Genomic DNA, 25,108 nt, shown 5'->3' with positions numbered 1-25,108 from the left:
CGACCCGACCCGCACCCTGGAGCCGATGCGCGACGAGGTCGAGTCGATCGAGGTGCAGACGCCCGGAGACGTCCGTGGCGCCCTCGGCGACCGACGGGACCTTGCCGGTCGGGCGGACACTGGTCGGCGTGGCCGTGCCGGTGGTGCTGGCGCTGTCGCCGCCGGCCACCGCCGAGCTGCCGGCGCCGGTCATCCCGGCCATGGCGGACCCGTCGGTCCCCTTGGTCGCGCCCGGCGCGGCCGGCGTCTGCACCTCGATCGACTCGACCTCGTCGCGCATCGGCTCCAGGGTGCGGGTCGGGTCGTACTCCGCCCACTCCTGCTGCTCCCGGCGGCGACGCAGGGCGACCGCACCGGCCAGGCCGGCGATGGCGCCCGCGGCCAGCAGGCCGGTCATCATCGAGCCGCGACGGCGCGGCTGCTTCTTCTTACCGGTGATCCGCATGGTCTTCGACTTGGCCTTCCTGGTCAGCGGCCCTGCCTGCGTGGCGCCGTCCCGGGCCGCCGCCGCCAGCGGTGCCAGCGTGGTGAGTGTGGTTCCCCAGCCGGTCGACGCGCGGTCGCGCACCTTCACCGCGGCCGGCCCGACGTAGCCCCGGGCCACCTGGACCCGCGGACCGACGGTCGCGCCCGCGCCCTTGGCCGCGTGGTTGGCTGCCTGCATCAGGTGGCTGATGCTCTGGTTCAGCTCTGCCTTGGCGAGCTGGCCCTGGGACTGACGCCGCCCGAATCCAAACACGGTCCTACCTCCTGGGAGTTGTTCCTTCGTCATCCTCCACCTTCGGATGCCTCCGCACTGCCAGATCGGGCACATGGGAGGATCCGCATGGAACTGACCAACGAGTGAGGAGTACCCGTGGCCGAGGCTGTCTACGCCACCCTGCACACCAACGCTGGCCCGATCCGGCTGGAGCTCTTCGGAAACCACGCTCCGAAGACGGTCCGCAACTTCGTCGACCTGGCCGAGGGCAACCGGGAGTACACCGACCCGCGCACCGGTCAGCCGGGCAGCGGGCCGTACTACGACGGCACCATTTCGCACCGCGTGATCAGCGGTTTCATGGTCCAGATGGGCGACCCGACCGGCACCGGCCGGGGTGGGCCGGGCTACAAGTTCGCCGACGAGTTCCACCCGGAGCTGCGCTTCGACCGGCCGTACCTGCTGGCGATGGCGAACGCCGGACCGGGCACCAACGGTTCGCAGTTCTTCATCACCGTGTCCCCGACGCCGCACCTCAACAACCGGCACACCATCTTCGGCCAGGTCGCCGACGAGGAGTCGGTGAAGGTCGTCGACTCGATCGCGAACACCCCGACCGGCCCGAGCGACCGTCCGCTGCAGGACGTCGTCATCGAGCGGGTCGAGATCGAGCGGTCTGCCGCCTGACGAACCCGCGAGGTACCTTTGCTCGCATGATTGAGCGCTCCGGAGCACCGCGCCGGCCAGCGTCGGTGAGCTGCGCGGTGGCGGACGGAGGATCGGCCCGGTGAGCCAGTCCCCGCCGACCACCCCGGTGTGCTACCGGCACCCTGGTCGGGAGACCTACGTCCGGTGCACCCGCTGCGACCGGCCCATCTGTCCGGAGTGCATGCGGGAGGCGTCCGTCGGGCACCAGTGCCCGGAGTGCGTCAACGAGGGACGTCGCACCGTCCGGCCGGCACGTACCGCCTTCGGTGGTGGTACGGCCGGCCGGCACGGCTACGTCACCAAGGGCATCATCGCCCTGAACGTGCTGGTCATGCTGCTGTCCATCGCCTCCGCCCGGAGTGGGAACGCGGTGGTGGGCGGGTCCGGCCTCGGCGGGCTGATGGGTGACGGCACCCCGCTTACCAACTGGGGTTCGGTGCTCGGGCTGGCGGTCCTCCCCGACGGCACGCTCGGCGGCATCGCCGAGGGCCAGTGGTATCGGCTGGTCACCGCGATGTTCCTGCACTACGGCGTGATCCACCTGTTGCTCAACATGTGGGTGCTGTGGGTGCTGGGCCGGTCGCTGGAGGCCAACCTCGGGCCGCTGCGCTTCGGCGCGCTCTACCTACTCGCGGGCCTCGGTGGCAACGTGGCCGCCTACCTGTTCAGCGCCCAGAACGCGCCCACCGCCGGTGCGTCGACCGCCGTCTACGGTCTCTTCGCCGCGCTGCTCATCATCGAGCGCAAGCTGGGCCGGGACATCTCCCGGATCATCCCCATCCTGGTGATCAACCTGGTGTTCACGCTGACCGTGCCGGGCATCTCCATCCCCGGGCACCTCGGCGGCCTGGTGGTCGGCGGGGCGATGGCGGCGGTGCTCGCGTACGCGCCACGTGGTCGGCGCACGCTGGTGCAGGCCGTGGGCGGCGCGATCATCCTGCTGATCCTGCTCGGCCTGGTCCTGTTCCGCACCGCGCAACTGCTGAGCTGACGGCTCAGGGGTGCCGCCGGGCGGCGCGCAGCTCGGCGGCCACCTCCTCCGGGGTGGTCCCCAGGTCGTACCTGCCGAACAGGTGCAGCGACTCGCCCGCGTCGATCTCCAGGACCTCGCCGCTCACCCCCCACCGCTGCCGGCGGTCCACGGTGATCGCCTCGACCGTCGGCCAGGGCAGCAGCCGCCGGCCGGCGAAGCCGTGGATGACTGTGAGCCCCGCCGGATCGACCGCCAACCGGACCGGCGCCACCAGGTCCCGGACCGCCCAGGCGGCCAGCGCGACGGCGGCCACACCGGCCACGACCAGCCGGATCGGGTCGCCGTCGGCGAAGAGCAGGCCGAGGGCGACCAGCAGCACCGCGCCGGCCAGCTTCGCCACCGGCAGGTTCGTCGGCACCCGCCACTGCCGCGCCGGGGAGGTCTCGTCCACCCGCCCAGCATGCCAGCGGTCCGCGGCTATTGGGAGTCGCGGCAGCTCGCCCCGCGGGCGGACGAGGGGTCCACGCACGACGTAGGATCGGGGCAGCCCAAGTTACCGGGGAGTAAACATGAGTGACGCGGTCATCGTCGGCGCGGTGCGGACCCCGGTCGGGCGGCGCAAGGGCAGCCTCGCCGGCGTCCACCCGGTCGACCTGTCGGCGCACGTGCTGCGCGCTCTCGCCGAGCGCACCGGCCTGGACCCGGCGCAGGTCGACGACGTCTTCTGGGGCTGCGTGTCCCAGGTCGGCGAGCAGTCCTGGAACATCGCCCGCAACGCGGTGCTCGCCGCCGGCTGGCCCGAGACGGTGCCCGGCACCACGCTGGACCGGCAGTGCGGCTCCAGCCAGCAGGCCCTGCACTTCGCCGCCGCGACAGTCCTCTCCGGCCAGGCAGACCTGGTGGTCGCCGGCGGGGTGGAGTCGATGACCCGGGTGCCGATGGGCTCCAGTGTGGCGGGCGGCATGCCGTTCAGCGATCAGCTCCGCGCCCGCTACCGGGGCGTCGAGGGCTTCGCCGACGACGCACCGCTGCCGTTCAACCAGGGCGTCGGGGCCGAGCTGATCGCCCGCCGGTGGCGCCTCTCGCGTACGCAGCTCGACGAGTTCGCGCTCGCCAGCCACGAGAAGGCCGCCGCCGCGCAGGACGCCGGGGCGTTCGACCCGGAGCTGTCCCCGGTGCCGCTCGCCGATGGTGGCAAGTTCACGGCCGACGAGGGCATCCGCCGGGACACCTCGCTGGACAAGCTCGGCGAACTGCCCACCCCGTTCCGCGCCGACGGCGTGGTCACCGCCGGGTCCGCGTCCCAGATCTCCGACGGCGCCGCCGCGCTCGCGGTGACCACGTCCGAGTGGGCCAGCCGGCACGGTCTGCGCCCGCTGGCCCGCATCCACACCGCAGTGGTCGCGGCCGACGACCCGGTCACCATGCTCACCGCGCCCATCCCGGCCACCGCGAAGGCGCTGCGCCGCGCGGGGCTGGGCATCGAGGAGATCGGGGTGTACGAGGTGAACGAGGCGTTCGCCCCGGTGCCGCTGGCCTGGCTCGCGGAGACCGAGGCCGACCCGGAGCGGCTCAACCCGCGCGGTGGCGCGATCGCCCTCGGGCACCCGCTCGGCGGCTCCGGCGCCCGGATCATGACCACGATGCTTCAGCACATGCGGGACAACGGGCTCCGCTACGGCCTGCAGACCATGTGCGAGGGCGGCGGCATGGCCAACGCCACGATCGTCGAGCTGGTCTGACCTCGCCGCTCGCGGCCAGCCGAGGAGCACCTCGGGAAATGGTCTCGCCCCGCGTCGGGCACGCCGCCTAGGGTGCCATCGTGACGACGATTCCCGACGAGCGCGCCCCCGACTGGTCCAGCGTGCAGTGGCAGGAGCAGGCCCGATCCTGGGTGGACGAGCAGCTGAGTCGGGCTGGCCGGCGGGTCACCGGGCCGGTGGAGCCCCGCGTCCGGCCGTGGTCGCTGGTCTGGCGGGTGCCGACCGACGGCGGGCCGGTCTGGTTCAAGGCCAACAACCGGGGCACGACCCACGAGGCGGTCCTGATCGCGACGCTGGCCGGGCTGGCGCCCGAGCGGGTGCTGGCCCCGATCGGGGTGGACCGGGAGCGGGGCTGGGCGCTGCTTCCCGACGGCGGCGAGTCACTGCGTGACGTGCTGGGCCGCGACCCCGACCTGGCGCACTGGGAGCGGGCGCTGCCCGGGTACGCGGCACTCCAACTCGCCACCGCGCCACGCGCCGACGAACTGGTCGCCCTCGGCGTACCGGACCACCGCCCGGAGGTGCTGCCCGGACTGCTCGCCGAACTACTCGACGATCGCGAGTCCCTGCGCGTCGGCGCGGAGGGCGGGCTCGCCGTCCCGACGTACGAGCGGCTGCGGGCGGAGCTTCCGGCGTACGCGCAGCGGTGTCGCCGGCTCGCGGACATCGGCATCCCGGCCACCGTGCAGCACGACGACCTGCACGACGGAAACGTCTTCGCCGGCCCGGCCGGGTACCGCTACTTCGACTGGGGCGACGCCTCGGTGGCGCACCCGTTCGGCACGCTGCTGGTGACCCTGCGCTCCATCCGGTACGCCACCGCGTTGTCGGCGGACGACGCCAGCCTGGCCCGGCTGCGCGACGGTTACCTAGAGGCGTGGACCGATCGTTATGACCGCCGTACCCTCGTCGAGGCCGCCGACCTGGCCATGAACCTGGGCGCGGTGAGCCGGTCGCTCTCCTGGCGGCGGGCCCTGGACACGGCCGACCCGGCCCGCGCGGAGTACGCCGAGGCGGTGCCCGGATGGCTCGCCGAGCTGTTCGCCGCCACCCCACTTCAGCCCGAACACTGACCGACATCCGTCCGGGTCGGAAGTCGGACAGGCGGTGCGACGTGCCGCGTGGAACTTCCAAAATTCCGACGTGACCCACATCACCGGTGCCGGGGAGGTCGTTGGGCAGGTCATGGACGTCTTCTCCCGAACGTTCCTCCCGGCCGCCACCGAGGCCGGCCTGGCCGTACAGACCGTGAGTCGGCACATGCCGGTCTTCCGCCGCTGCGTCGGCTCGGGTGACGCCACCATCCTGGTCACCCGTTGCAGCCGCCCCGACCGCCCGGTCACCGGCGACTACCTGTTGCTGCTCACCCACCGCCGACTGGTGGTGACCCAGCAGACGAGGCTCCTGCACCGGCTGCGCCTGCACCTCAACACCGAGCTGCGCGAGCTGAGCAACGTCACCTGGAGCCCGGACCCCCGGCTGGGGTCGGTCGAGCTGGCCGCCACCGCGATCGACGGGATCCGTGAGCGGTTCCTCATCCGCACCAGCCACCCGAAGCAGGTGTGGCAGCTCGACGCGCTGCTCAACCACGCGTTCCGGACCCGCCTGCGGGCACCCCGCGAGCGGATCGTCGCCACCATCGGTGACACGCCGGCCGCCGTCCGACCCAGCGTGTTCCGCCCCGCCGTGGCGCGCTGACGCCCGGCGGGCCGGTCGCCCTTCACGTCTCCTTTACCGAACTCGAACACGCACCGATCGCGCCGAGCCGACCGGGTCGGCAATCATGGGCCGGTGACCCTCGAACCCCCGCACCGCGGGCTCGTCCTCGTGGTCGAGGACGAGCCGGCCATCGCCGACCTGGTCCGGCTCTACCTCACCCGCGACGGGTTCGGCGTGCACCTCGAACGCGACGGCGAGGCCGGCCTGAGCGCCGCCCGCCGGCTGCGCCCGGTCGCCTGCGTCCTGGACATCGCCCTGCCCGGTCTCCCCGGCACCGAGATCTGCCGCCGGTTGCGCGAGGCCGGTGACTGGACGCCGGTCATCTTCCTCACCGCCCGCGACGACGAGGTGGACCGGATCGTCGGCCTGGAGCTGGGCGCCGACGACTACGTCACGAAGCCGTTCAGCCCGCGCGAGTTGGTCGCCCGGGTACGCGCGGTGCTGCGCCGTACCGCCGGTGGCCCCGAGGGCGCGGAACGACCGCGCATCGTCGGCCCGGTGACCCTCGACCCGGCCCGACGGACGGTCACCGCCGCCGGCGTACCGGTGCAGCTCACCTCCACCGAGTTCGACCTGCTGGCGCATCTCATGGGCCGGCCCGGCCGGGTCTTCACCCGGGAGGAGCTGCTGGCCGGCGTCTGGGGCTACGCCGCGCACGCCGGAACCCGCACGGTGGACGTGCACGTCGCCCAGGTGCGGGCGAAGCTCGGCCCGGCAAGCGTCATCCGTACCCACCGGGGCGTGGGGTACGCGGTCGATGCCTGAGCAGCCCGTGCGCTCCGAGTCGCCGACCATGGCGCTGCCGGTGGTCGGCGCCCGCCCGCCGGCCGCACCCCGGCGCAGGCGGCTCGGCCGGACGCTGACCGCCCGCGCGGTTCTGGTCACCTGCGCGGTGGCACTGGTGTCGGTGCTCGTCACGGCCATCGTCGCGGTGCCACTGGCGATCCGCGGCGCGGAGCGACGCGACCAGCAGGCGCTCGCCGCGCAGGCCCGACTCGCCGCCGAGGTGTTGCGCACCCGACTGGACCGGGGTCGCACCGCCGACGAGGAGCGGCTCATCCAGCAACTGCGCGACCAGGGCATCGACGCGTACCTGATCCGGCGCGGGACCGCCGACCGGTCGGGCCTGCCGGCCCGCGTGGTGCAGCGGATCGGGCAGGGCCGCAACGTGTCGGCCCGCCGCCCGGTCAACGGCCACCGCGCCCTGGTGGAGGGCCGGGCGCTGCCCGGCGGCAACGGGGTGGTGCTGTCCCGCGCCACGTCGAACGGCCTGTGGGCGCAGGTGCTGCTCAGCCTCTGGTTGCCGCTGCTGGCTGGGTTGGCCGCCGGCGTGGTGGCCGGCCTCCTGCTGGCCCGCCGCCTGGCCCGACCGATCCGCGTCGCGGCCACCGCCGCCGCCCGACTGCGCGCCGGAGACCGTGCCGTCCGGGTGCCGGTCGAACCGCCGGACGAGGTCGCCGACCTGGCCGAGGCGCTGAACGGCCTGGCCGCGGCCCTGACCACCAGCGAGGGCCGGCAGCGGGAGTTCCTGCTCTCCGTCTCGCACGAGCTGCGGACCCCGCTGACCGCGATCCGGGGGTACGCCGAGGCGCTGGCCGACGGCGTCATCGACGCGGACGACGCCGCCGGCACCGGCCGGACCATGCTGGCCGAGGCCCAGCACCTGGACCGGCTGATCGGCGATCTGCTGGCGCTGGCCCGGCTGGAGGCCGCCGACTTTCCGCTGGAACCGGTGCCGGTCGACCTGACCCGGCTGGCCGCCGAGGCCGAGCCGACCTGGTCGGGTCGGTGCGCCGCCGTGGGTGTGTCGTTCCGCGTGGAGACGCCCGGTCAGCCGGTGTCCGCGTACACCGATCCGGGTCGGATCCGACAGGTGCTGGACGGATTGCTGGAGAACGCGCTGCGGGTCGTACCCCCGGGGGCGCCGGTGGTGCTCGCGGTCCGGCCGGTCGGTGCGGACCCGGCGGCCGGCGGTGTGCTGGAGGTCCGCGACGGCGGGCCCGGCTTCACCGACGACGACCTGGCGGTGGCGTTCGAGCGGGGGGCGTTGCACGAGCGCTACCGGGGGGTGCGCAAGGTGGGCAGCGGGCTGGGGCTGGCACTCGCCGCCGGGCTGGTCCGCCGGCTGGGCGGCGAGATCGTCGCGGGTCACGCGCCCGAGGGCGGCGCCGCCTTCACGGTCCGGCTGCCCGGTGATCCTTACCTGACCCGAACATCGGCCTGACGGTCCGCTCGTGGACGCGGGGAAGGCTGAGGGCTCCACGGACGAGAGGGAGAGTCATGCCACGTTGGGGATTCGTCACCGGCACCACGGCGCTGCTCGCGGCGGTCGCGCTCGGCGTCAGCGGCTGCGGCGCGGCCGAGGTGGCCAGCCAGCCCGCGCGGGACGCCGCGGTCGAGGTCGCCGCCGCGATGGGTGTGGAGGGCCAGGCGCTGACCGCGATGGGCTTCGACGCCACCGACCTGGACGTGCAGACCGTCGCCGCCCCGGCCACCCCGACGCCGGGCGCCTCCCCGACGGCTCGGGACAAGGACCGGCAGAAGCGCGGCGAGGAGTGGCGCAAGCGCCACCAGGCCCGCGTGCAGCTGCGCAAGAACACCCTGCACGGCGAGGCGGTGGTGCAGACCAAGGACAACGGTACGCAGACGGTCGCCGTGCAGCGCGGCGAGGTGACCGCCATCGACGGCGACTCGATGACCGTCAAGTCCACCGACGGTTTCACGATGACCTGGACCTTCGGCGACGACCTGCGGGTCGTCGAGCGGCGCGCGACGGTGCAGCCGAGCGAGGTCAAGGTCGGCGCGAAGCTCGGCGTCGCCGGTGCGAAGGACGGCGACAAGGGAGTCGCCCGGCTCATCCTCATCCCGCGCGACAAGTGAGCGACGGGCCCCCGGGTGTACGCCCGGGGGCCCGTCACTGTCTCAGTAGACGCGGGAGCCGATGAAGTCGTCGTGACCGTAGCCGACCGGGTTGGCGAAGCTGCGCGACTCGTACGACCACTGCTGGCGGGTGCTGCTGGAGCAGGTGGCCAACCGCAACCGGGGGGTGCCCAGCCACGGGTTGTCGAACGCCACGCAGAGGTTGCTGGCGCTCGCCGGCTTGAGCTGGTTGCCGGCGAACACGAACTGCTGGGCGGCGGTGCCGTTGCAGTCGTAGACGTTGACCGCGGTGCCGGCGGTCATCGAGCTGTTGGAGACGTCCAGGCACCGGTCGTGGGACAGCTCCGAGTGCAGCGAGCGCCGGGCGGAGTCGTACCAGAAGCCCTGGTTACGACCGCCGTGACAGGTGTACGGCTGCTGGGGGGTGCCGTTGCGGGAGTCGTACCCCTTGCCGTCGACGCAGGTGCCGGTGGCGAGGTTGCGCAGTTGCTTGAACTCCAGCAGGCCCGGGTAGAGCACACCACTGCCGGTGCTGGCCGGGTCGACGCAGCTGGCCCGCTGCTGCCCGGAGTTCCAGAACTGCGTGATGCACTGGGCGAACATGCCGTGCCCGCGGGCGTTGGGGTGGAACGACTGCCGGGCGGCGTTCTCGTCCCAGATTCCCACCTCGATGTAGAGCCCGCGAACCGAGGTGTTGTCGGTGCACGCCTCGTGGCCGTGGAAGAGCCGGCTCGCGTCGAGGTAGCGGGTGCCGGTGTTCGCCGCGGCGGTTCGCAGCGCCGACTCGAACAGCGGCACCGCCTTGTTCCGGGCGAACGCGGCGTCGGCGAGGTAGAGCAGGCAACCGCCGGAGTACCAGCCGGGGAAGTTCGGGTTGTCCTCGACGTCGGGGCTGCCCGGGCTCGGGTAGGACATCAGCACCAGCTCGTAGTCCGAGCGCAGGTAGCCGGCGTTGGTCATGGTCTGCCGGATGTCGTTGAGCGCGTCGGTCACGGCCTGGCGGCTGCCGTCGGTGCGGATCGTCCACTGGTCGGTGTAGGTGGGGTAGCAGGCGCCCTGGAAGAAGACCCGGCGTATGGCGCAGTCGGTGGCGACCGGCCCGAACTGGATGGTGCCGTCGCCGTTCGCGCCGACCACCACCCAGATCAGCTTGACGTGCGTGTTGCGCGCCTTGATCCCGAGGTAGTCGCCCTGGTTCAGCTCGTTGTGCTGCGTCGGGCCACCGGCGATGAGGTTCCACGGCGTGGCGCCGGAGCAGGCGAGGTTGTACTGGGCGTCCGACGGGATGCCGGTGCGGAACACCGCCTGGTCGTATGAGCGGTCGCACCAGTTGTCGGCCTGATGGGTGCCGGGGACATAGTTGCCGACGCCCTCGCCGGAGATCTCGCTGTCGCCCATGGTGATCAGTGCGGTGCGGCGTTGCTCGATCGGGCGGATCGCGGGGCTGCCGTAGAGGGCGGTCGCCTCGGCGGCCCGGATGGCCTCCAGGTTGGCCGGGAGTGGTGCAACGGCGGGTCGGTCGGCGGCGGTGGCGGGGGCGGCCGGTCCGGCGAGCATCGGCAGGACGAGAGCGGCGACGGCGACGGCGACGGTGGTGGCCCGTCGTCGGGTCGCGCGTTTGGGCCTGGCGGGGGTGGCAGGCATCGACACACTCCTTTCGGCTCAATCGTGGGAGGTCGATTGAGTTACCAGACGGTAACGTGCGGATCAACAGATGTGAATGCGCCTCGGATCCTTGCGCGCGGGATGCAGAACCGCCCGGATCGGACGATCCGGGCGCTCGGCTCGGCTCGGCTCGGCTCGGCTCGGCTCGGCTCGGCTCGGCTCGGCCCGAGCATCCGGCGGTCAGCGGGCGGGCGGCAGGGCGTAGCCCACGTAGCCGCGGAACTCCAACCGCCAGCCGGCCGGAACCAGCTTGGCGCAGGCGGGCTGACTGCCGGTGCAGACGATCGCGTCCACCGAGGCCGGGTCGGCCGGCGGCCGTTCCGGCAGAACCGACTGCAACGACACCAGCTCCGGCGAGCCGCCGTCCGGCTGGCGCAGCAGCAGCCACCACGGGTACTCCCAGTTGTCGTTCTGCTCCACCAGCCCGATCCGCCGGGCGCCGCTGTCGCGGACCGCCGCCGCGGCCCAGCGGAACTCGTCGGCCCACTGCGGCCGGCGCACGAACCGGGTGTCCCAGTCCGAGGTGGTGAAGACCGAGCCGGAGCCGACGAGCCGGCGCGGGAAGCCGTACGACAGCGCCAGCACCCCGGCCAGCGCCGAGGTGGCCAACACGGCGACGGTCGCCACGGTGGCCACCGACCGCCGCCGTGCCGTCACCCCGGGCTCCGGGCTCGCGTGGCGGCGCAGGAGCGCGTCCAGCCACAAACCGGCGAGCGGCACGGCGAGGACCAGGGCGTAGAGCAGCAGCCGGTTACCCCACGGCTGCCACTTGAGCATCGCGGTGTGCAGCAGCACGGTGGTCAGCACCACCACGGCGTACGAGCGCAGCGGCCCCACCTGCCCGGGATCGAGCCGGCGTGGGCGGACGAGCGCGGCCAGCGCGCCGAGCAACGCGAGTGCCCCGGCGATCGGGAACGCCACCCGGTCCTCGTCCGGATACCAGGCGGGCACCGGGAAGACCTCCCGACCGAAGGTGATCGCCCGGTCCTGAGGGTCGACACCGATCACGTCCGCGCCCTCGATGATCGCGTCCGCGCTGGCGCTGCGCAGCGGCGCCAGCGGCGTGTCGAACGCCGTGTGCCCGATCCGCAGCGCGTTGACCAGGACCGACGCCGGATCGTGCCGTTCCATCGGGATCGACTCCCGCAGCCGCGGGGGGCCCAGCGGATGCCCGAACTCGGCGGTCACCCGGGTCAGGAACGGGCCGACCACCAGCGCCGCCACCACCAGGATCAGCGCCGAGCCACCGACGACGCGGGCCACCGGAGCGACCGGCCGAACCCGACGGGCGGCCGGTGCCCGGTCGGCCAGGGCCAGCCGGAGCTGGGCCAGTCCCCACAGCACCAGCAGCGGACCCACCGCGATCAGGCCACTGGTCTTGGTCACCGCCGTCAACCCGGTGGCCGCGCCCAGGCCCAGCAGCGTCCCCCAACCGGTCCGCCGACGCAGCCCGTCCAGGACGAGGGTCGCCGCGCACGCCACCCACGCCGCGCAGACCAGGTCGGTCTGCGTACTGGTCGCCTGGAGCACCACCATCGGGGTGCTGGCCAGCACGAATGCGGTGATCAACTGAGCCCGCCGGCCGCCGCCGAGCTGCGCGGTGATCCGTGCGGCCACCAGCAGGCAGAGCACCCCGGCGGCCCACTGCACCAGGTTGTGCAGCGCGTCTCCGCCGGTGAGCAGGCGCAGGTGCAGGAGCAGGTACTCCGCGCCGGGTGGGATGGTCACCTGCCGGTGGATGGCGGTGGGCCAGAAGTCCAGGTCACCCTGGGCCACCCAGTGCTCGACCTTGGGCAGGTGGTAGGTCTGCGAGTCGAAGTTGTTCGGCTCGGCCAGCAGCGCGACCAGCAACTCCAGCAGCACCAGTCCCCCGATGCCGCCGGCGAGCAGCCGCTCGCCCCGACTCGCCGTACGCCAGATCTCGGCTGCCCTGCGCAGGCCGGCGCGTACCTCACCGGTCGGGACCGGCGTGGCGTCGCGCCCGCCGGCCGGGCCGCGGTCGGCGAGCGGGACGGACGTCTCCGGGCCGCCGCCGGCGGTCACCGCCGCGCCGACCGGCACCCGCCGGGACGTCGCGGCGGGCACCTCGGCGGCCGGCGTCTCCCGGCGCCAGCGCAGGCCCACCGCCGTCGCGGTGGCGAGCAGGAAGAGCAGCCAGGCGGCGACGAACGCCGGCCGGGTCAGCGCGTGCAGCGCGCCGAGCACCTCGACGACGAGCACGGCGTACGCCCCGGCGACCAGGGCCGCGCGCACCGCGGCGAGCCGTGACGGCGACACCGCGTCGACCCCGCGGGGCTTCGTCGCGACCGTGAGCAGGAGCACCGAGGCGGCGGGGAGCACCGCGAGCAGGGAGCCGGCAGCCGACATGGCGGGAAGTAAACACCATCGCGCTGAACCCGCCACGCCGACTGTCCGACGGTGGCGGCCACCGTCGGGCTGACCAGCCAGGCTAGGCTAGGCCCGACGTGTTGTCGCCACCGTGGAGATTCCCGTGAAGCTCTCGATCCTCATGCCGGTCTACAACGAGGAAGAACGCATCGCGGATGCCCTCAAGCAGGCGTTGGCGGTTGACTACCCCTGCGAGATCGAGCTGGTCGTCGTCGACGACGGCAGCCGGGACGGCACCGGCGAGGTCCTCGGCCGCGCCGACGACGCCCGCCTACGGGTGATCACCCACCAGCGCAACGCGGGCAAGGGCGCGGCCATCAAGACGGCGGTCGACAGCGCCGAGGGCGAATACATGGTCATCCTCGACGCCGACCTGGAGTACGACCCGCAGGACATCCCCAAGCTGCTCGCCCCGGTGCTCGACGGGCGGGCCACGGTGGTCTACGGCAATCGCACCTTCGGCAGCCACAGCGCCTACAGCTTCTGGTACGTGATGGGCAACAAGGGCGTCACGATGGCGGCCAACGTGCTCTTCAACTCGTACATCGGCGACCTGGAGACCTGCTTCAAGCTGATGCCGGTGGAGCTCTACCGGTCGCTGGAGGTGCGCTCACGCGGCTTCGGCATGGAGGCCGAGGTGACCGGCAAGCTGCTGCGCCGCCGGATCCGCCCGTACGAGGTGCCGATCAGCTACCGGGCGCGCGGCCGCGAAGAGGGCAAGAAGATCACCTGGAAGGACGGCGTCGAGGCGATCTGGATCCTCGGTCGCGAGCGCGCACGCCGCCGTCCCGCCGCCGCGACCCGCTGAGCGCTCATCCGTTCGGGCTAGCCTTGAGTTGAAGTCCACTTCAACTCAAGGACCCGGTGATGCAGGACTCGTTGACGATCGGCGAGCTGTCCGTCCGTTCCGGCGTGGCACCGTCGGCGCTGCGCTACTACGAGCGGCTCGGTCTGATCCGCGCCAATCGCACCGGCGGAAACCAGCGGCGCTACGCCCGCACCGAACTGCGACGGGTCGCCTTCATCCGGATCGCCCAGCAGGTCGGCGTCTCGCTGGACGAGATCCGCGCGGCGCTGGAGTCGCTGCCGAACAGCCGCACCCCCAGCCCGCAGGACTGGGAGCGGCTCTCCGCGAGCTGGCGCGGCCGGCTGGACGAGAAGATCCGGCTGCTCACCAAACTCCGCGACGACCTGGACGGCTGCATCGGCTGCGGCTGCCTGTCCCTGCAACGCTGCACGCTCTACAACCCCGGGGACGCGCTGGCCGGCGAGGGCCCCGGTGCCCGGCTCATGCTGCCCCGCGCCTCATCCGATGGTGAGTAGCACCTTCCCGACGTGGTCGTTCGACTCGACCAGCCGGTGCGCCTCGGCAGCCTCGGCCATCGGCAGCCGCCGGTCCACCACCGGGCGGACCGCGCCGGCCTCGACCAACGGCCACACCTCATCGCGTACGCCCCGGACGATCTCCGCCTTCTCGGCCAGCGGTCGGGAGCGCAGCGTGGTCGCCGCGACGCTGGCCCGCTTGGTCAGCAGCGCACCGAGATCCAGCTCGGCCTTGCGACCACCCTGCAGCCCGATCACCACGAGCCGGCCGCCGGTCGCCAGCGCGGCGACGTTCCGGCCCAGGTAGGACGCGCCCATGATGTCGAGGATGACGTCCGCGCCGTGGCCGTCGGTGGCCTTGCGGACCTCCTCGACAAAGTCCTGCTCCCGGTAGTCGATCGTGTCCGCCGCGCCCAGTTCGCGCAGGCGGGGGTGCTTGGCCGCGCGGGCGGTCGCCAGGACCGTGGCGCCGAGGGCCGCCCCGAACTGGATCGCGAACGTGCCGATCCCGCTGCCCCCGCCGTGCACCAGCAGCGTGTCACCCGAGCCGAGCCGGCCCACCCGCACCAGGTTCGACCAGACCGTGCAGGCCACCTCGGGCAGCGCCGCGGCGTCGACCAGGTCGACGCCGGCCGGCACCGGCAGCAGCTGCCCGGCGGGCACCGCGACGCGCTCGGCGTACCCGCCGCCGGCCAGCAGCGCACAGACCTCCTGGCCGACGGCCCAACCGGTCACCTCCGGGCCGATCGCGTCGATAACCCCGGAGCACTCCAACCCGAGGTACGGGGGCGCACCCGGCGGCGGCGGATACTGCCCCTGCCGTTGCAGCAGGTCAGCGCGGTTCACCGCGCTGGCCCGCACCGCGACGATCACCTCGCCCGGACCGGGCTCCGGGTCGGGGACCTCGGCCCAGACCAGCGCGTCGGGTCCACCGGGCTGCGGAACGGTGATGGCTCGCATGGCCTCAGTCTTACCCGATGCCCCCGGGCGACGCAGGCGCACCCCGGGCGCGCGCGCCGGTCGTCGGTGCTCGGCCCGGGTTCCAGGAAGGCGGGGTATCCATGACGATCTGATGCCCCGCTTTCCTGGAACGCGAGTTGATCAGGACGCTGCACGCCCCGATGCCCATGAGTGACTCCGGTCCGTGCCACAGTGGACGCAGCGGCGCCCGCCTGACCGGCGCTTGCGGGAGGGACGCCGAGCCGTCCGGCGGGTGGCGTGGCAGACTGTTCACGGCCGCGCACCCACGGGTGGCGGTCCGGGAGGGTTCGCCTAGTGGCCGATGGCGCTGGTCTTGAAAACCGGTAAGGCAGCGATGTCTTCGTGGGTTCGAATCCCACACCCTCCGCACAATGCCGGGCAGGCGTCAGGTCACCGGCAGGTAGGTGGCGATCCAGTCCCTCAGTCGTTTCAGCACCAGGGGATGGACGTCGACCATCTCGATCCGTTCCGCGACCACTGCCGGGTCGACGAGCCCGGCCCGGATCAGGGCGTCGGCGAAGGCGTGGTCCTTCTCCCGGCCAGCTATCAGCTTTGACACGACGCAGTCGTGCGGTTCGAGCGTGTACCCGCGCCCCGGCTGGGTGCTCTGGGACTCCACCAGTAATCAGCCGATCCCGCCACCCGTCGGGCAGCCAGGACGTGCTCCAGTTGCTCGCGTCACCCCGCTCGCTCCCAGCCATTGCGGGTGAAGGACTCAAGCACCCTCTTGCGCTGTGGCTGCGACAGGACTGCAGCGAAGGGCGAGTTCTGTCGTAGCTCCACAGCCTCCGGATCATCCGAGGTCAGCGTCCTCAGGACGGCGTTGACACCCTCGTTGATCTTGTCTTGCCAGCGCTTCAGCCACACCTCGGTCATCGTTCCTCGGTGCTGCCGCAGGAGTCGGTCGAGATTTCCCCGGGCCTTGCCCATTACCGCGTCCGGGTCGGTGACCAAACTGCCCGCTACCGCCTGGTGCAGCCACAGCGACTTGAGCTGATCACGAGTCAGTTCCGGCTTCGGGCGCATCAGCGCCTCAACCTGGTGCCGCCTGATCCTCCGATGCGCGCCGACCTTCACGAACGGCAGTTCTCCACGCTCGCACAGGTTGACGACCTGCTGGCGCGAAGATCCAAGTAGCTTGGCAACCTGACCGGTGGTCAGAAGTTCCTCACCCGTCGTCACCATGATTCGAGCATGGGGCCACAAACGCTATAAACACAACTCGTCGGAGCGCATTTCTGCTACGCCGACACGAGGATTAGCAGAGATCGTCGAACTGGTTGGCGGCCGGTCTTCATGTCGTCAGTCATGCGCATCCCGTATCACCAGGTCAGGTCCGTGAACTCGTTGGTCTTGAAAAGACCGACGCCAGCGATGTCTTCGTGGGCCGAATCCCGCGCCCCTCAGCACATCGACGGGTGCCTCCTCGCGGCGTACGGTCGGGGTACGCGATGTACCCGATGCTGCGAGGTGCCTCCATGTCCGATCAGCAACCCACTCCCGGTCAGCGCGTCGAGCGGCTTCGTCGAGCCGCCGGCCTGTCTCGCGAGCAGCTCGCCGGCCTTGCCGGGCTCTCTCCGACCACCGTCAAGTTCGTGGAGAACGGACGTCGAAGCTTGACGTTGCGGGCCGCCCAGCAGCTAGCTCCGCACCTTGGTGTACGTGACCTCGGCGATCTGTTCGGGCCGCAGGTGACGCTGTCATTGGACGGACGACCCAGTCATCCAGCCATCGGCGACGTTCGTCGCGCACTGACCGCTTGGCAGATCACCGTCTCCGGTACGCCAGATTCCCCCGACTATCTGCGAGGTGCCGTGGACGCCGCATGGCAGACCTGGCACACCTCTCGGCATCAGCGCACCGAGGTGAGCGTCATCCTGCCCGGTCTGCTCGACGCTACCCAGCGAGCGGCCCGGCTTCACTCGGGCGACGACCGACGTGCAAGCCTCGCTCTGCTTGCTCAGGCGCATCACCTCGCACAGGCATACCTTGCTTGGCACGGTGATCGTGAGCTGTGCTGGCTGACCGTCGACCGAGGCATGGCTGCGGCCCTTGATGCCGATGACCCTCTCGCCATCGCCCAATCCACCTGGTACGCGGCGCACCTGCTGCGAGCGGTCGGCCGCGGTGACGAAGCGCTGGAGCGGTTGCGCGAGGCTCGGGCTCTGATCGAACCCCGAGTCGCCGATGGGGGCAGTGAGTGGGCCGAGATGTTGGCTGACCTGTATCTCTGTACCGCGTTGACGAGGGCCCGCACCGGTGACCAGGGCGCGTGGTCGGACTGGGATGCCGCTCGTCGGGTGGTCGAGCAGGCTCTACCAGCGGAGTTCGTCGGCCTTCGCACCCGAGTGTCGCGGCCGTTGGTCGACGTATACGCCGTGATGTGCGCGGTGGACCTAGGAGATCCTGACGAGGCCCAGAGGCGTGCGCATTCGCTCGATCCGGCGTCGATCCCGTCGACCGAGCGGCGCGGCCGACACTACGTCGAGCTTGCCCGCTCCGCCGACCTTGAGGGGGCGCGGGAGGCGACGCTTCATCTGCTGAACCTCGCCGAGACCACGTCTCCGGAGACCGTCCGATACTCGCCAGCCGCCCAGGAGTTGGCGGGGCGGCTGGCCCGGGAGGCGCCAGCGGCGATCCGCGCGGAGGCGATTCAGTTGGAGACCCGGATCGCGGTGCCGGAACTCTAGGGGTACGGCCTGTCGCTGGGTACGTCGCGTACCCTTTGCGGCCCTTCCAACTCCTTAGCGTGTCCTCACGATTGCAGTGGGTGTTGCGGGCGGCCATCTGACCCGGCGAGGGACAGCGGGCAGGCCGCCACGCCCTGAGGCGGGAGGACGCCGCGATGATCTGGCCTTTCAGTTTGCTGCGCCGGAGATCCCGGTGGCTGTCGCTCGCCGTACCACCCACGGCTATCGGTCCGGCGATCCAACGGGCAGAGCAGGAAGCAGCGCGGGCGCGGTTGCTGGCCCAGGCTCGTCATCAATCCGCCGATCGGCGGGAAACCGGTGCGGGCCGATGATTGGGGAGGTGCCCACTACCGCCAAGGCAGCTGCACGAGCCCGAGCGGCACAGGGCGAGCGGGCCGTCGCCGCACTGGATGGCCGGCTCGCTGATTTCCACGTGCCGCGCCGCCCGGAATGGACCTGCCGTAGCTGTGAGCAGGACACGCCGTGGCCGTGCGCACCGGCCCGAGTCCGTTTGGCTGAGGCCTACGGGCGGGACCGGATCGGCCTGTCCATGTACGTGGGCAGCCTGCACGCGGTGGCTGTGATGGAGCTGCCCGCCATCCCAGCGGGCGAACTGTACGAGCGCTTCGTTTCCTGGGCCCGTTGACCGCCGGCGACTATTTCCCCTCGGGCGCGTCCCGTCGGGTCTCGCGGATCGTTTCGTCGGCCAGTCGCTCGATCGCGCGGCGGCGTTCCTCGGCGAGCGCCTGCTCGTCCGGCTTGCGCAGCGCGGTGACGACGGCGACCACGAAATCGCGCCAGATCCCTAGCAAGTATTCCCCCCGTGGAAAGTTGCAGGCTGCCAACCATAGCGTCCGGCTGGTGCTGCCGGACAACCGACGCAGCCGGTCGTTCGTTGGCCCGGAACGGGGTATGAAGGGCAGGTATCTACCCAGACCGGAAGGACGCCGTCCCGATGACCCTCGAACGACCGATCGCCCCGGACCCGTACGAGCTGCTGCCGACCGTGCCCTCGTTCACCCTGACCAGTGACGACGTGCAGAACGGCGAGCCGATGGACTCCCGGCACGCGCATGGCAGCACCGGTGGTGAGAACGTCTCCCCGCAGCTGACCTGGTCGGACTTCCCCGCCGAGACCAAGAGCTTCGCCGTGACCTGCTACGACCCCGACGCCCCGACCGGCAGTGGCTTCTGGCACTGGGTGCTGGTGAACGTGCCGGTTGACGTCACGCAGTTGCCCACCGGCGCGGGCGCCGCGGCGGGCACCGACCTCGGCGGGGCCTTCTCGGTCCGCAACGACTACGGCGAGCAGGGCTACGGCGGGGCGGCGCCGCCGACCGGTGACCGCCCGCACCGGTACGTCTTCGCGGTGCACGCCCTGGACGTCGACCGCCTGGACCTCACCCCGGACGCGAGCCCGGCCTACGTCGGCTTCAACCTGACCTTCCACACCATCGCGCGGGCGGTGATCCGGCCGACCTATCAGATCAAGGAGTGACCCCCGACCCGGGCGGCCAGCGAGGCAGCCGGGCGGTTGATCCACTGCACGTCGCCGACGTGGGGGTGTCCGGGCGTCTGGATGCCCCCACGTCGGCGATATGGAGTGGATCAGTGTCGGACGAGGCAGGCAGGCACCCACGTATCGCCCGCATCGCCGCCTTTGCTCTGCTTCAACCCACGCAACAGTGTGCGTCCGATCCGGGTACCCCGGGTGTTGCGTAGGTTGAAGCAGAGCAAAGGGCGACCCGAACGCCCTGCCACCGCCGGGTGCCCCGGGGCGCCCAATGATCAGGCTCTTACCTCGCCGGCCGCCGCCCTGTGGCAACGGCGTTGAGGCGGGGTGGGGGTGAGGTCAGGCGGGGACGCGGGCCACGGCGAAGACGGACTGGCCGAACGGGGGTCGGACGACCTGTTCGGCGGCCTTCGTGGCGGGGAGGACGAGGGTGTCGTACACCTTGACCATTGGCCCCTCCTTCGGCATCAGCCGGAAGACCTTCGTGGCCATGAAGTAGCCGATCAACCCGAGCGCGTTGGCGTAGTGGATCTTCTCCACCGTCAGGCCGGCCTCGGTCATCGCCGCACCGAGCGTCTTCTTGGTGTACCGGCGGACGTGGCCGGTGGCGATGTCCGCCGGGCTCATGGCGAACTGGAACGCCGGCACGATGATGATCACCGCGCCGCCGGGGCGGACCAGGTCGCGCATGCTGCGCAGCGCGCCCACGTGGTCCTCGATGTGCTCCAGGACGTTGTACGAGACCGCGGCGCTGTAGTCCCCCCGGTCGTTGTGCGGGAGCAGCATCTGCCGGACGTCGATGCCGGGCTGGGCGGCGAGGCGCTCCTTGAGCTGCACCAGCCGGTCGGGGTCGGCCTCGGTGGCGGTGAACCGGGGCAGCCGCTGCGACCATTCCAGCGCGTAGTCACCGAGGCCGCTGCCGATCTCGATCGGGTCGTCACCGAGGTACGGCACCGCCAGCTCGACGAACCAGCGGCGGTGGTTGACGGCCGTTGCCAGGCCCTCCAGCACCTCGGACTGGACGCGCTGATCCCCAGTGATTTCTGCCATGCGTCGATTCCTCACGATATGAACTCGAACCGTGCCTGGACCGACAGAGTGAATCATCCGCTTGGATGGCAGAAGAATCGGGGGAGCGGTTGGCCGAATTGCGGTCGGGGGGTGGGCACGTGATCGGCGGTCGGCGAACCCGGCACATAGTACGGCAGTACCCCGAAACATGTCACGGCACCGCCATACGCTGACTACCCTATGAATTGTCATGACTACTCCCGAACCGGACGCGCCCGGCGACGGCCCGGCCACCGCGTCGCCGGTGGAGGAGGCCGGCGGCGGCGATCGGTTGCGCCGTAACGGGAAGTGGGCCGATCTGGCCGCCGTGCTGAGCTTCGTGGTGCTCGGCTTCTGGGTCACCGGGCGTCTCTGGTGGGACCCGGGCAGCGGAGTGCGGGACAACCGCTCCGACCAGTCACAGTTCGAATGGATGATGGCGCACGGTGCGCGAGTGGTCACGCATTTCGCGTACCCGTTCCATTCGGATCAGATGAACGTGCCGGACGGCGTCAACCTTATGGCAAATACGTCCGTATTATCCATTTCATTGCCAATGACGCCGGTCACCCAGCTGTTCGGGCCACGTGCGGCATTCCTGCTCTTTCTCACCCTCGGAATGATCGCCACCGCCACCGCCTGGTACTTCCTGCTCTCCCGCGTCCTGGTCGGCGCCCGGGGGCCGGCCTGGCTGGGCGCGGGCTTCTGCGCGTTCGCGCCGGCCATGGTGTCGCACGCCAACGGGCACCCGAACATCGTGTCGCAGTTCGTCGTCCCATTGATCATCTGGCGTACGCTGCGGCTCGCCGAACCCGGCCGCTGGCTGCGCAACGGGGTGCTGCTCGCTCTGGTGATCGTCTGGCAGGCGTTTCTCAACCTGGAGATCCTGCTGATGACCGCGATCGGGCTCGGCGTGATCGTCGGCGCGCTGGCCCTCGGCCGCCCCGCCCTGCGGTCACGGGCCCGGTCCTTCCTCGCGGGCCTAGCCGTCGCCGCCGTGGTCGCGGGTCTGCTGCTGGCGTACCCGCTGTACGTGCAGTTCTTCGGACCCGGCGCCTACTCCGGGCTGTCCAGCCTGATCCGCGGCTACTCCAGCGACCTGGCCTCGTTCGTGGCGTACTCCCGGGAATCGCTGGCCGGCAGCCCGCGCACCTCCGCCGGGCTGGCCAAGAACCCGACCGAGGAGAACAGCTTCTTCGGCTGGTCGCTGCTCGTGCTGGTGGTCGCCCTGGTCTGGTGGCTGCGGCGGTCGGTGGTGGTGCTCGCGCTGGCCGGGCTCGGGCTGCTCTTCGCGGTGCTCTCGCTCGGGCGGGAGATCCGCTTCGTCGGTCACGGCACCGGCGTGCCGGGCCCCTGGGCCGCGCTGGAGAATCTGCCGATCCTGCACTCGGTGGTGCCGACCCGGTGGGCGCTGGCGATCACCCCGATCGTCGGCGTGCTGCTCGCCTACGGCGCCGAACGCGCCCGCGAACTGGCCCGTACGCATCCGGCCGCTCGGCCGCAGATCCGCTTCGCCACCGCGACCGTGCTGACGATGGCCCTGCTGCCGATCCTGCCCACCCCGCTGCCCGTGGTGAAGCTGGACCCGGTCCCCACCTTCGTGACCAGCGGGGCGTGGCGGCCGTACCTGGCTGGTGGGCGCACTGTGGTGACGTTGCCGCTGCCGGACACGAACTACGCGGAGCCGCTGCGCTGGTCCGCCGCGACCCGGCTGGACATGCCGCTGGCCCGGGGCTACTTCCTCGGACCGGACACCCGCCCGAGCGCGGAGCCGCCGAAGGTCGCGCTGTTCACCGCGCCGCCCCGGCCCACCAGCAGTTTCTTCGCCACCATCCGACGGACCGGCGCGGTGCCGCCGATCACCCCGCAGGATCGGGTCAAGGCGGTCGACGACCTGCGCTACTGGCGGGCCGGCGTGGTGATCCTCGGACCGCACGAGCACGAGATGGAACTGCGTCGCGGAATGACCGAGCTGACCGGGATCCAACCGGTCTTCACCGGCGGCGTCTGGGTGTGGGACGTCCGGCCGCTGACCGACTGAGCGGGGCCGGCCCGGGAGTTGGACTCGCGGGATCAGCCCTGCCGGACGCAGCAGCCCTGGCAGACCTTCGGGCTGGGCAGCGTGAAGGCCAGGCAGCAGGTGCGTCGCTGCACGCTCGGCTCACCGGTCGGGCCGGGCACCAGCTCGACCAGGTCAGCCAGGTCGAGCGCGCCGAGCAGGGTGTCGATGCTCTGCACCGTCGAGCCCGGCAGCGCGTCCGCGGCCCGGAGGATGCCGTGCGCGATGCCGGAGGCGACCGAGCCGAGCAGCGTCCGGGTGCCCACCCGCACCTCCGCCTGGATCGCGGCGATCAGCGGCGCCAGGTGGGCGTCGAGCAGGGAGGCACGCAGCTCGGCCAGCAACTCGGCCTCGCCGGCGACGACGCGTACCTCCGGCAGGCCGGAGAGCGCCAGCGGGTCGCTCGGCAGCACGGCCACGGTGGTGCCGTGGCGCAGGCCCAGCGTGAGCAGGGGCCGGTGGTCCTCGAAGTGGATCAGCACGTCGGACGGGTCGAGCAGCGGCACCCGGCGGGCCGAGGCCCAGCCGAGCACGACCGGCAGCGCCGTCCAGTAGCTGTACGACTTCCAGGCCAGCGCGGCGCAGGCGTGCGGGGTGCCGCCCCAGCGGACGCTGGCCGCGTGCAGCAACTCCGGCAGGCGGGTGCCGTCGATCAGGGTGGTGGCGGGCGTCCAACCGAACTCGTCGTCGACCAGCAGGCCCCGGGCGAGACCGGGAAGGTCGTCGGTGCCGAACATGGCCCGCAGCGCCGCGGTGACGGGGGCGAGCGGCGTGGCGGTCACGTCCCGCCTCGGCATCACCGCTGTCACCGTGTCATCCCCCGTCCGCGTGACCGGGAGCGTGCCCCGGCGGACGAGCAGCGTCGTCCTGAGCTAAGGCTAGCCTAACCACGCCTGCCGGTCTAAGGAAAGCCTTGCCTCGGTCGGATCGGGAGGTCCGGGTCACTTCGGCTCCCGGCGAGAGCAGCGCTCCGCGCCCCGGCGTACTACCCGCGCCCGGCCTCCGAAAACGCCGCCGCAGGATCGATCACCGTCGGTGGATTGTCAAGCGTTGTGTCGACAAGGTGGCAGATGCGTGTGCGCTTCGCCACGGAACGTGAAACTAATACTCCCGGCCACGAGGAAGCCGATGACGACGTCACCCCTCGAACGGGCTGCCGACTCCTTCGCGGCCGAGCTTGCCCGCCATCGTGCCGGGCGAGGCCTGTCCAAGAAGCAACTGGCCATCCTGATGGGGTTCGACCCGTCCTACGTCAGCCACGTCGAGGGGCGCCGACACCGCCCGACCGAGGACTTCGCCCGCCGTGCCGAGGCCGTCCTGGAGGCCAGCGGCGCGATCTGGCAGCGCTTCCGGGAGTACGACGACCTCCGGCACGCCCGGTCCGGCCAACCGCACCGCGAACCCCCGCTGCCCGGCCAGTGGCTGCCCCCCGGCACCGGCCTCGTCGTGGAGCGGGAACTGGCCACCCTCACCCACACCGACGACGCCTACCGGTGCGTCATCCGCCGCGAGCTCTACAACGCCGGCACCGAGCCGGTCACCCGCTACCTCGTCCGCGTCGCGGTGGACCGCTACCCGAACGACCCCGGTCGCTCCAACCGGCACCACCGGGAGCACCCGCTCACCTTCGCCGAGCTGCAACTGCAGGCCCGCCGCGACGACGGCGCCGGCGACCCGGAGCCGATGCACTGGCGGGCGAAACACGACCGGGACGCGTTCAAGGAGATCTGGCTGCTCTTCGAGAACGGCGAACGGCGTTTCCCGCTCTACCCCGGCGACCGGGCCATCATCGAGTACGCGTACAGCGTCGGGCGCGAGAAGTGGGGCCCCTGGTTCCAGCGGGCCGTCCGGCTGCCCACGCGGCACCTCGCCGTACGCCTGGATTTGCCGGTGGCCCTCGACCCGCAGGTCTGGGGCGTGGAAACCTCGCTCTCCGCGGAGGAGGGCCCGCTGCGGACGGCGCCGCAGCGTCGCGACGAGGGCGACCGGGCGATCTACGACTGGCAGACCGACGCCCCGCCGCTCAACGCCCGCTACCGGATGCAGTGGCGCTTCCGGGCTCGGCCGGACGCCGACCCGGACGTCGGTCCCGGCGGCACCCGGGTCCGCCCCAGCGAGCGGATGCGCGGGATCGGCATCGTCCAGCGTGGGGCCGACCTCCTCCGCCAGCAGGTCCGGCAGTTCGACCTGCCCGGCGAGGAACCTGTGGCCCGGGACGTCGTGGACCGACTCACCATGGCGCTGTCCCGGCTCGACGAGCTGCACCCGTTCAACAAGGGAGTGGGCATCGCCGCACCGCAGCTCGGCGTCGGCCGCGCCGCCGCCGTGGTCCGACCCCCCGACCGGACGGCGGAACCGGTCGTCCTGCTCAACCCGCGGGTGGTCGACGCTGACCCGGAGACCGACGAGCAGTACGAGGGGTGCCTCTCCTTCTTCGACCACCGCGGTCTGGTGCCCCGACCGCTGCGACTCGACGTGGAACACGCCCAGTACGACGGCAGCCGGATCATCACCTCGTTCGAGTTCGGCATGGCCCGGCTCGTCGCGCACGAGATCGACCACCTGGAGGGGCGGCTCTACGTCGACCGGATGGCGCCCGGCGTGCCGCTGGTGCCGGTGGAGGAATACCGGGAGACGGGGCAACCCTGGCGCTACTGAGCAGGGCGGGGACCGGGGCGCGTGCCCCAGGGGGCAGG

General features: G+C 71.7%; 25 protein-coding genes and 1 tRNA gene. 16 read left to right on the top strand and 10 right to left on the bottom strand.

The window, feature by feature from the left end:
* Positions 1–739, bottom strand: a 739-nt coding sequence (locus AB0J68_RS05150; RefSeq protein WP_363936279.1) for a hypothetical protein, incomplete at its 3' end; no start/stop codon positions are given.
* Positions 740–856: 117 nt separating this feature from the next.
* On the opposite strand from AB0J68_RS05150, the gene AB0J68_RS05145 reads away from it, so the two are divergent.
* Positions 857–1,387 (top strand): peptidylprolyl isomerase, encoded by a 531-nt coding sequence (locus tag AB0J68_RS05145; protein ID WP_354857306.1) that lies wholly within the window; start codon positions 857–859, stop codon positions 1,385–1,387.
* Between the two features lie 100 nt (positions 1,388–1,487).
* Positions 1,488–2,399 (top strand): rhomboid family intramembrane serine protease, encoded by a 912-nt coding sequence (locus tag AB0J68_RS05140; RefSeq protein ID WP_363936277.1) that lies wholly within the window; start codon positions 1,488–1,490, stop codon positions 2,397–2,399.
* 4 nt (positions 2,400–2,403) lie between these two features.
* On the opposite strand, the gene AB0J68_RS05135 is transcribed toward AB0J68_RS05140, so the two are convergent.
* Positions 2,404–2,832, bottom strand: coding sequence for a PH domain-containing protein (locus tag AB0J68_RS05135; protein WP_355133767.1), 429 nt, complete (start codon positions 2,830–2,832; stop codon positions 2,404–2,406).
* A 118-nt stretch (positions 2,833–2,950) separates the two neighbouring features.
* Between AB0J68_RS05135 and AB0J68_RS05130 the strand changes: the two genes are divergently transcribed.
* From AB0J68_RS05130 to AB0J68_RS05105, 6 genes are all read left to right on the top strand, one after another.
* Complete coding sequence (locus AB0J68_RS05130; protein ID WP_363936274.1) at positions 2,951–4,123, top strand: acetyl-CoA C-acyltransferase; 1,173 nt, start codon at positions 2,951–2,953, stop codon at positions 4,121–4,123.
* A gap of 80 nt (positions 4,124–4,203) precedes the next feature.
* Positions 4,204–5,217, top strand: coding sequence for an aminoglycoside phosphotransferase family protein (locus tag AB0J68_RS05125; protein WP_354857298.1), 1,014 nt, complete (start codon positions 4,204–4,206; stop codon positions 5,215–5,217).
* Between the two features lie 112 nt (positions 5,218–5,329).
* Positions 5,330–5,842, top strand: a complete 513-nt coding sequence (locus AB0J68_RS05120; protein ID WP_354857365.1) for a hypothetical protein — start codon at positions 5,330–5,332, stop codon at positions 5,840–5,842.
* Positions 5,843–5,935: 93 nt separating this feature from the next.
* Positions 5,936–6,628, top strand: coding sequence for a response regulator transcription factor (locus AB0J68_RS05115; protein WP_363936271.1), 693 nt, complete (start codon positions 5,936–5,938; stop codon positions 6,626–6,628).
* On the top strand, positions 6,621–8,087 hold the full coding sequence (locus AB0J68_RS05110) for a histidine kinase dimerization/phospho-acceptor domain-containing protein (RefSeq protein ID WP_355063483.1): 1,467 nt from the start codon (positions 6,621–6,623) through the stop codon (positions 8,085–8,087). The genes AB0J68_RS05115 and AB0J68_RS05110 overlap by 8 nt, the downstream gene beginning before the upstream one ends.
* A gap of 56 nt (positions 8,088–8,143) precedes the next feature.
* Complete coding sequence (locus AB0J68_RS05105; protein WP_354857291.1) at positions 8,144–8,743, top strand: hypothetical protein; 600 nt, start codon at positions 8,144–8,146, stop codon at positions 8,741–8,743.
* A gap of 42 nt (positions 8,744–8,785) precedes the next feature.
* Here the strand turns inward: AB0J68_RS05105 and AB0J68_RS05100 are convergent, their stop codons facing one another.
* Together AB0J68_RS05100 and AB0J68_RS05095 are read right to left on the bottom strand one after the other, a co-directional pair.
* Positions 8,786–10,387: a ricin-type beta-trefoil lectin domain protein gene (locus tag AB0J68_RS05100; protein WP_354857289.1), complete on the bottom strand. Its 1,602-nt coding sequence runs from the start codon at positions 10,385–10,387 to the stop codon at positions 8,786–8,788.
* Positions 10,388–10,588: 201 nt separating this feature from the next.
* Positions 10,589–12,775 carry a glycosyltransferase family 39 protein gene (locus AB0J68_RS05095; RefSeq protein ID WP_363936266.1) on the bottom strand — a complete coding sequence of 729 codons (2,187 nt, stop codon included), beginning with the start codon at positions 12,773–12,775 and terminating at the stop codon, positions 10,589–10,591.
* A 124-nt stretch (positions 12,776–12,899) separates the two neighbouring features.
* Here AB0J68_RS05095 and AB0J68_RS05090 point away from each other — a divergent pair, with 124 nt between their 5' ends.
* Both AB0J68_RS05090 and soxR read left to right on the top strand, forming a co-directional pair.
* Complete coding sequence (locus AB0J68_RS05090; RefSeq protein WP_355063487.1) at positions 12,900–13,604, top strand: glycosyltransferase family 2 protein; 705 nt, start codon at positions 12,900–12,902, stop codon at positions 13,602–13,604.
* A gap of 59 nt (positions 13,605–13,663) precedes the next feature.
* Positions 13,664–14,119 carry a redox-sensitive transcriptional activator SoxR gene (gene soxR / locus AB0J68_RS05085; RefSeq protein ID WP_363936263.1) on the top strand — a complete coding sequence of 152 codons (456 nt, stop codon included), beginning with the start codon at positions 13,664–13,666 and terminating at the stop codon, positions 14,117–14,119.
* Here soxR and AB0J68_RS05080 read toward each other — a convergent pair.
* Positions 14,102–15,079, bottom strand: a complete 978-nt coding sequence (locus tag AB0J68_RS05080) for an NAD(P)H-quinone oxidoreductase (protein WP_363936260.1) — start codon at positions 15,077–15,079, stop codon at positions 14,102–14,104. The genes soxR and AB0J68_RS05080 overlap by 18 nt on opposite strands.
* A gap of 301 nt (positions 15,080–15,380) precedes the next feature.
* On the opposite strand from AB0J68_RS05080, the gene AB0J68_RS05075 reads away from it, so the two are divergent.
* Positions 15,381–15,467: transfer RNA gene (locus tag AB0J68_RS05075), tRNA-Ser, on the top strand.
* Positions 15,468–15,485: 18 nt separating this feature from the next.
* On the opposite strand, the gene AB0J68_RS05070 is transcribed toward AB0J68_RS05075, so the two are convergent.
* Both AB0J68_RS05070 and AB0J68_RS05065 read right to left on the bottom strand, forming a co-directional pair.
* Positions 15,486–15,659: a hypothetical protein gene (locus AB0J68_RS05070; RefSeq protein ID WP_355063491.1), complete on the bottom strand. Its 174-nt coding sequence runs from the start codon at positions 15,657–15,659 to the stop codon at positions 15,486–15,488.
* Between the two features lie 119 nt (positions 15,660–15,778).
* Positions 15,779–16,285, bottom strand: coding sequence for a helix-turn-helix domain-containing protein (locus AB0J68_RS05065; RefSeq protein WP_354857276.1), 507 nt, complete (start codon positions 16,283–16,285; stop codon positions 15,779–15,781).
* A gap of 293 nt (positions 16,286–16,578) precedes the next feature.
* Here AB0J68_RS05065 and AB0J68_RS05060 point away from each other — a divergent pair, with 293 nt between their 5' ends.
* Together AB0J68_RS05060 and AB0J68_RS05055 are read left to right on the top strand one after the other, a co-directional pair.
* A complete protein-coding gene (locus AB0J68_RS05060) occupies positions 16,579–17,790 on the top strand; it encodes a helix-turn-helix transcriptional regulator (RefSeq protein ID WP_354857274.1) in 1,212 nt (403 codons plus the stop codon).
* Between the two features lie 340 nt (positions 17,791–18,130).
* Entirely contained in the window at positions 18,131–18,436 is a 306-nt protein-coding gene (locus AB0J68_RS05055; RefSeq protein ID WP_354857271.1) for a hypothetical protein, read from the top strand.
* 10 nt (positions 18,437–18,446) lie between these two features.
* On the opposite strand, the gene AB0J68_RS05050 is transcribed toward AB0J68_RS05055, so the two are convergent.
* Positions 18,447–18,602 (bottom strand): hypothetical protein, encoded by a 156-nt coding sequence (locus AB0J68_RS05050; protein WP_354857269.1) that lies wholly within the window; start codon positions 18,600–18,602, stop codon positions 18,447–18,449.
* 143 nt (positions 18,603–18,745) lie between these two features.
* Between AB0J68_RS05050 and AB0J68_RS05045 the strand changes: the two genes are divergently transcribed.
* A complete protein-coding gene (locus AB0J68_RS05045) occupies positions 18,746–19,288 on the top strand; it encodes a YbhB/YbcL family Raf kinase inhibitor-like protein (RefSeq protein ID WP_363936255.1) in 543 nt (180 codons plus the stop codon).
* Positions 19,289–19,642: 354 nt separating this feature from the next.
* Here AB0J68_RS05045 and AB0J68_RS05040 read toward each other — a convergent pair whose 3' ends face one another.
* Complete coding sequence (locus AB0J68_RS05040; protein WP_354857265.1) at positions 19,643–20,353, bottom strand: class I SAM-dependent methyltransferase; 711 nt, start codon at positions 20,351–20,353, stop codon at positions 19,643–19,645.
* Between the two features lie 211 nt (positions 20,354–20,564).
* On the opposite strand from AB0J68_RS05040, the gene AB0J68_RS05035 reads away from it, so the two are divergent.
* On the top strand, positions 20,565–22,394 hold the full coding sequence (locus AB0J68_RS05035) for a hypothetical protein (RefSeq protein WP_363936252.1): 1,830 nt from the start codon (positions 20,565–20,567) through the stop codon (positions 22,392–22,394).
* A gap of 32 nt (positions 22,395–22,426) precedes the next feature.
* Here the strand turns inward: AB0J68_RS05035 and AB0J68_RS05030 are convergent, their stop codons facing one another.
* Positions 22,427–23,209, bottom strand: coding sequence for an IucA/IucC family C-terminal-domain containing protein (locus AB0J68_RS05030; protein ID WP_354857362.1), 783 nt, complete (start codon positions 23,207–23,209; stop codon positions 22,427–22,429).
* Between the two features lie 331 nt (positions 23,210–23,540).
* On the opposite strand from AB0J68_RS05030, the gene AB0J68_RS05025 reads away from it, so the two are divergent.
* Positions 23,541–25,070: a peptide deformylase gene (locus tag AB0J68_RS05025; protein ID WP_363936249.1), complete on the top strand. Its 1,530-nt coding sequence runs from the start codon at positions 23,541–23,543 to the stop codon at positions 25,068–25,070.
* The last annotated feature ends 38 nt before the right edge of the window (positions 25,071–25,108 follow it).

Source organism: Micromonospora sp. NPDC049580 (assembly GCF_040675595.1).
Lineage (GTDB): Bacteria > Actinomycetota > Actinomycetes > Mycobacteriales > Micromonosporaceae > Micromonospora.
The sequence above is the reverse complement of the archived record's forward strand: the minus strand, read 5'-3'. Positions and strand labels throughout refer to the sequence as shown.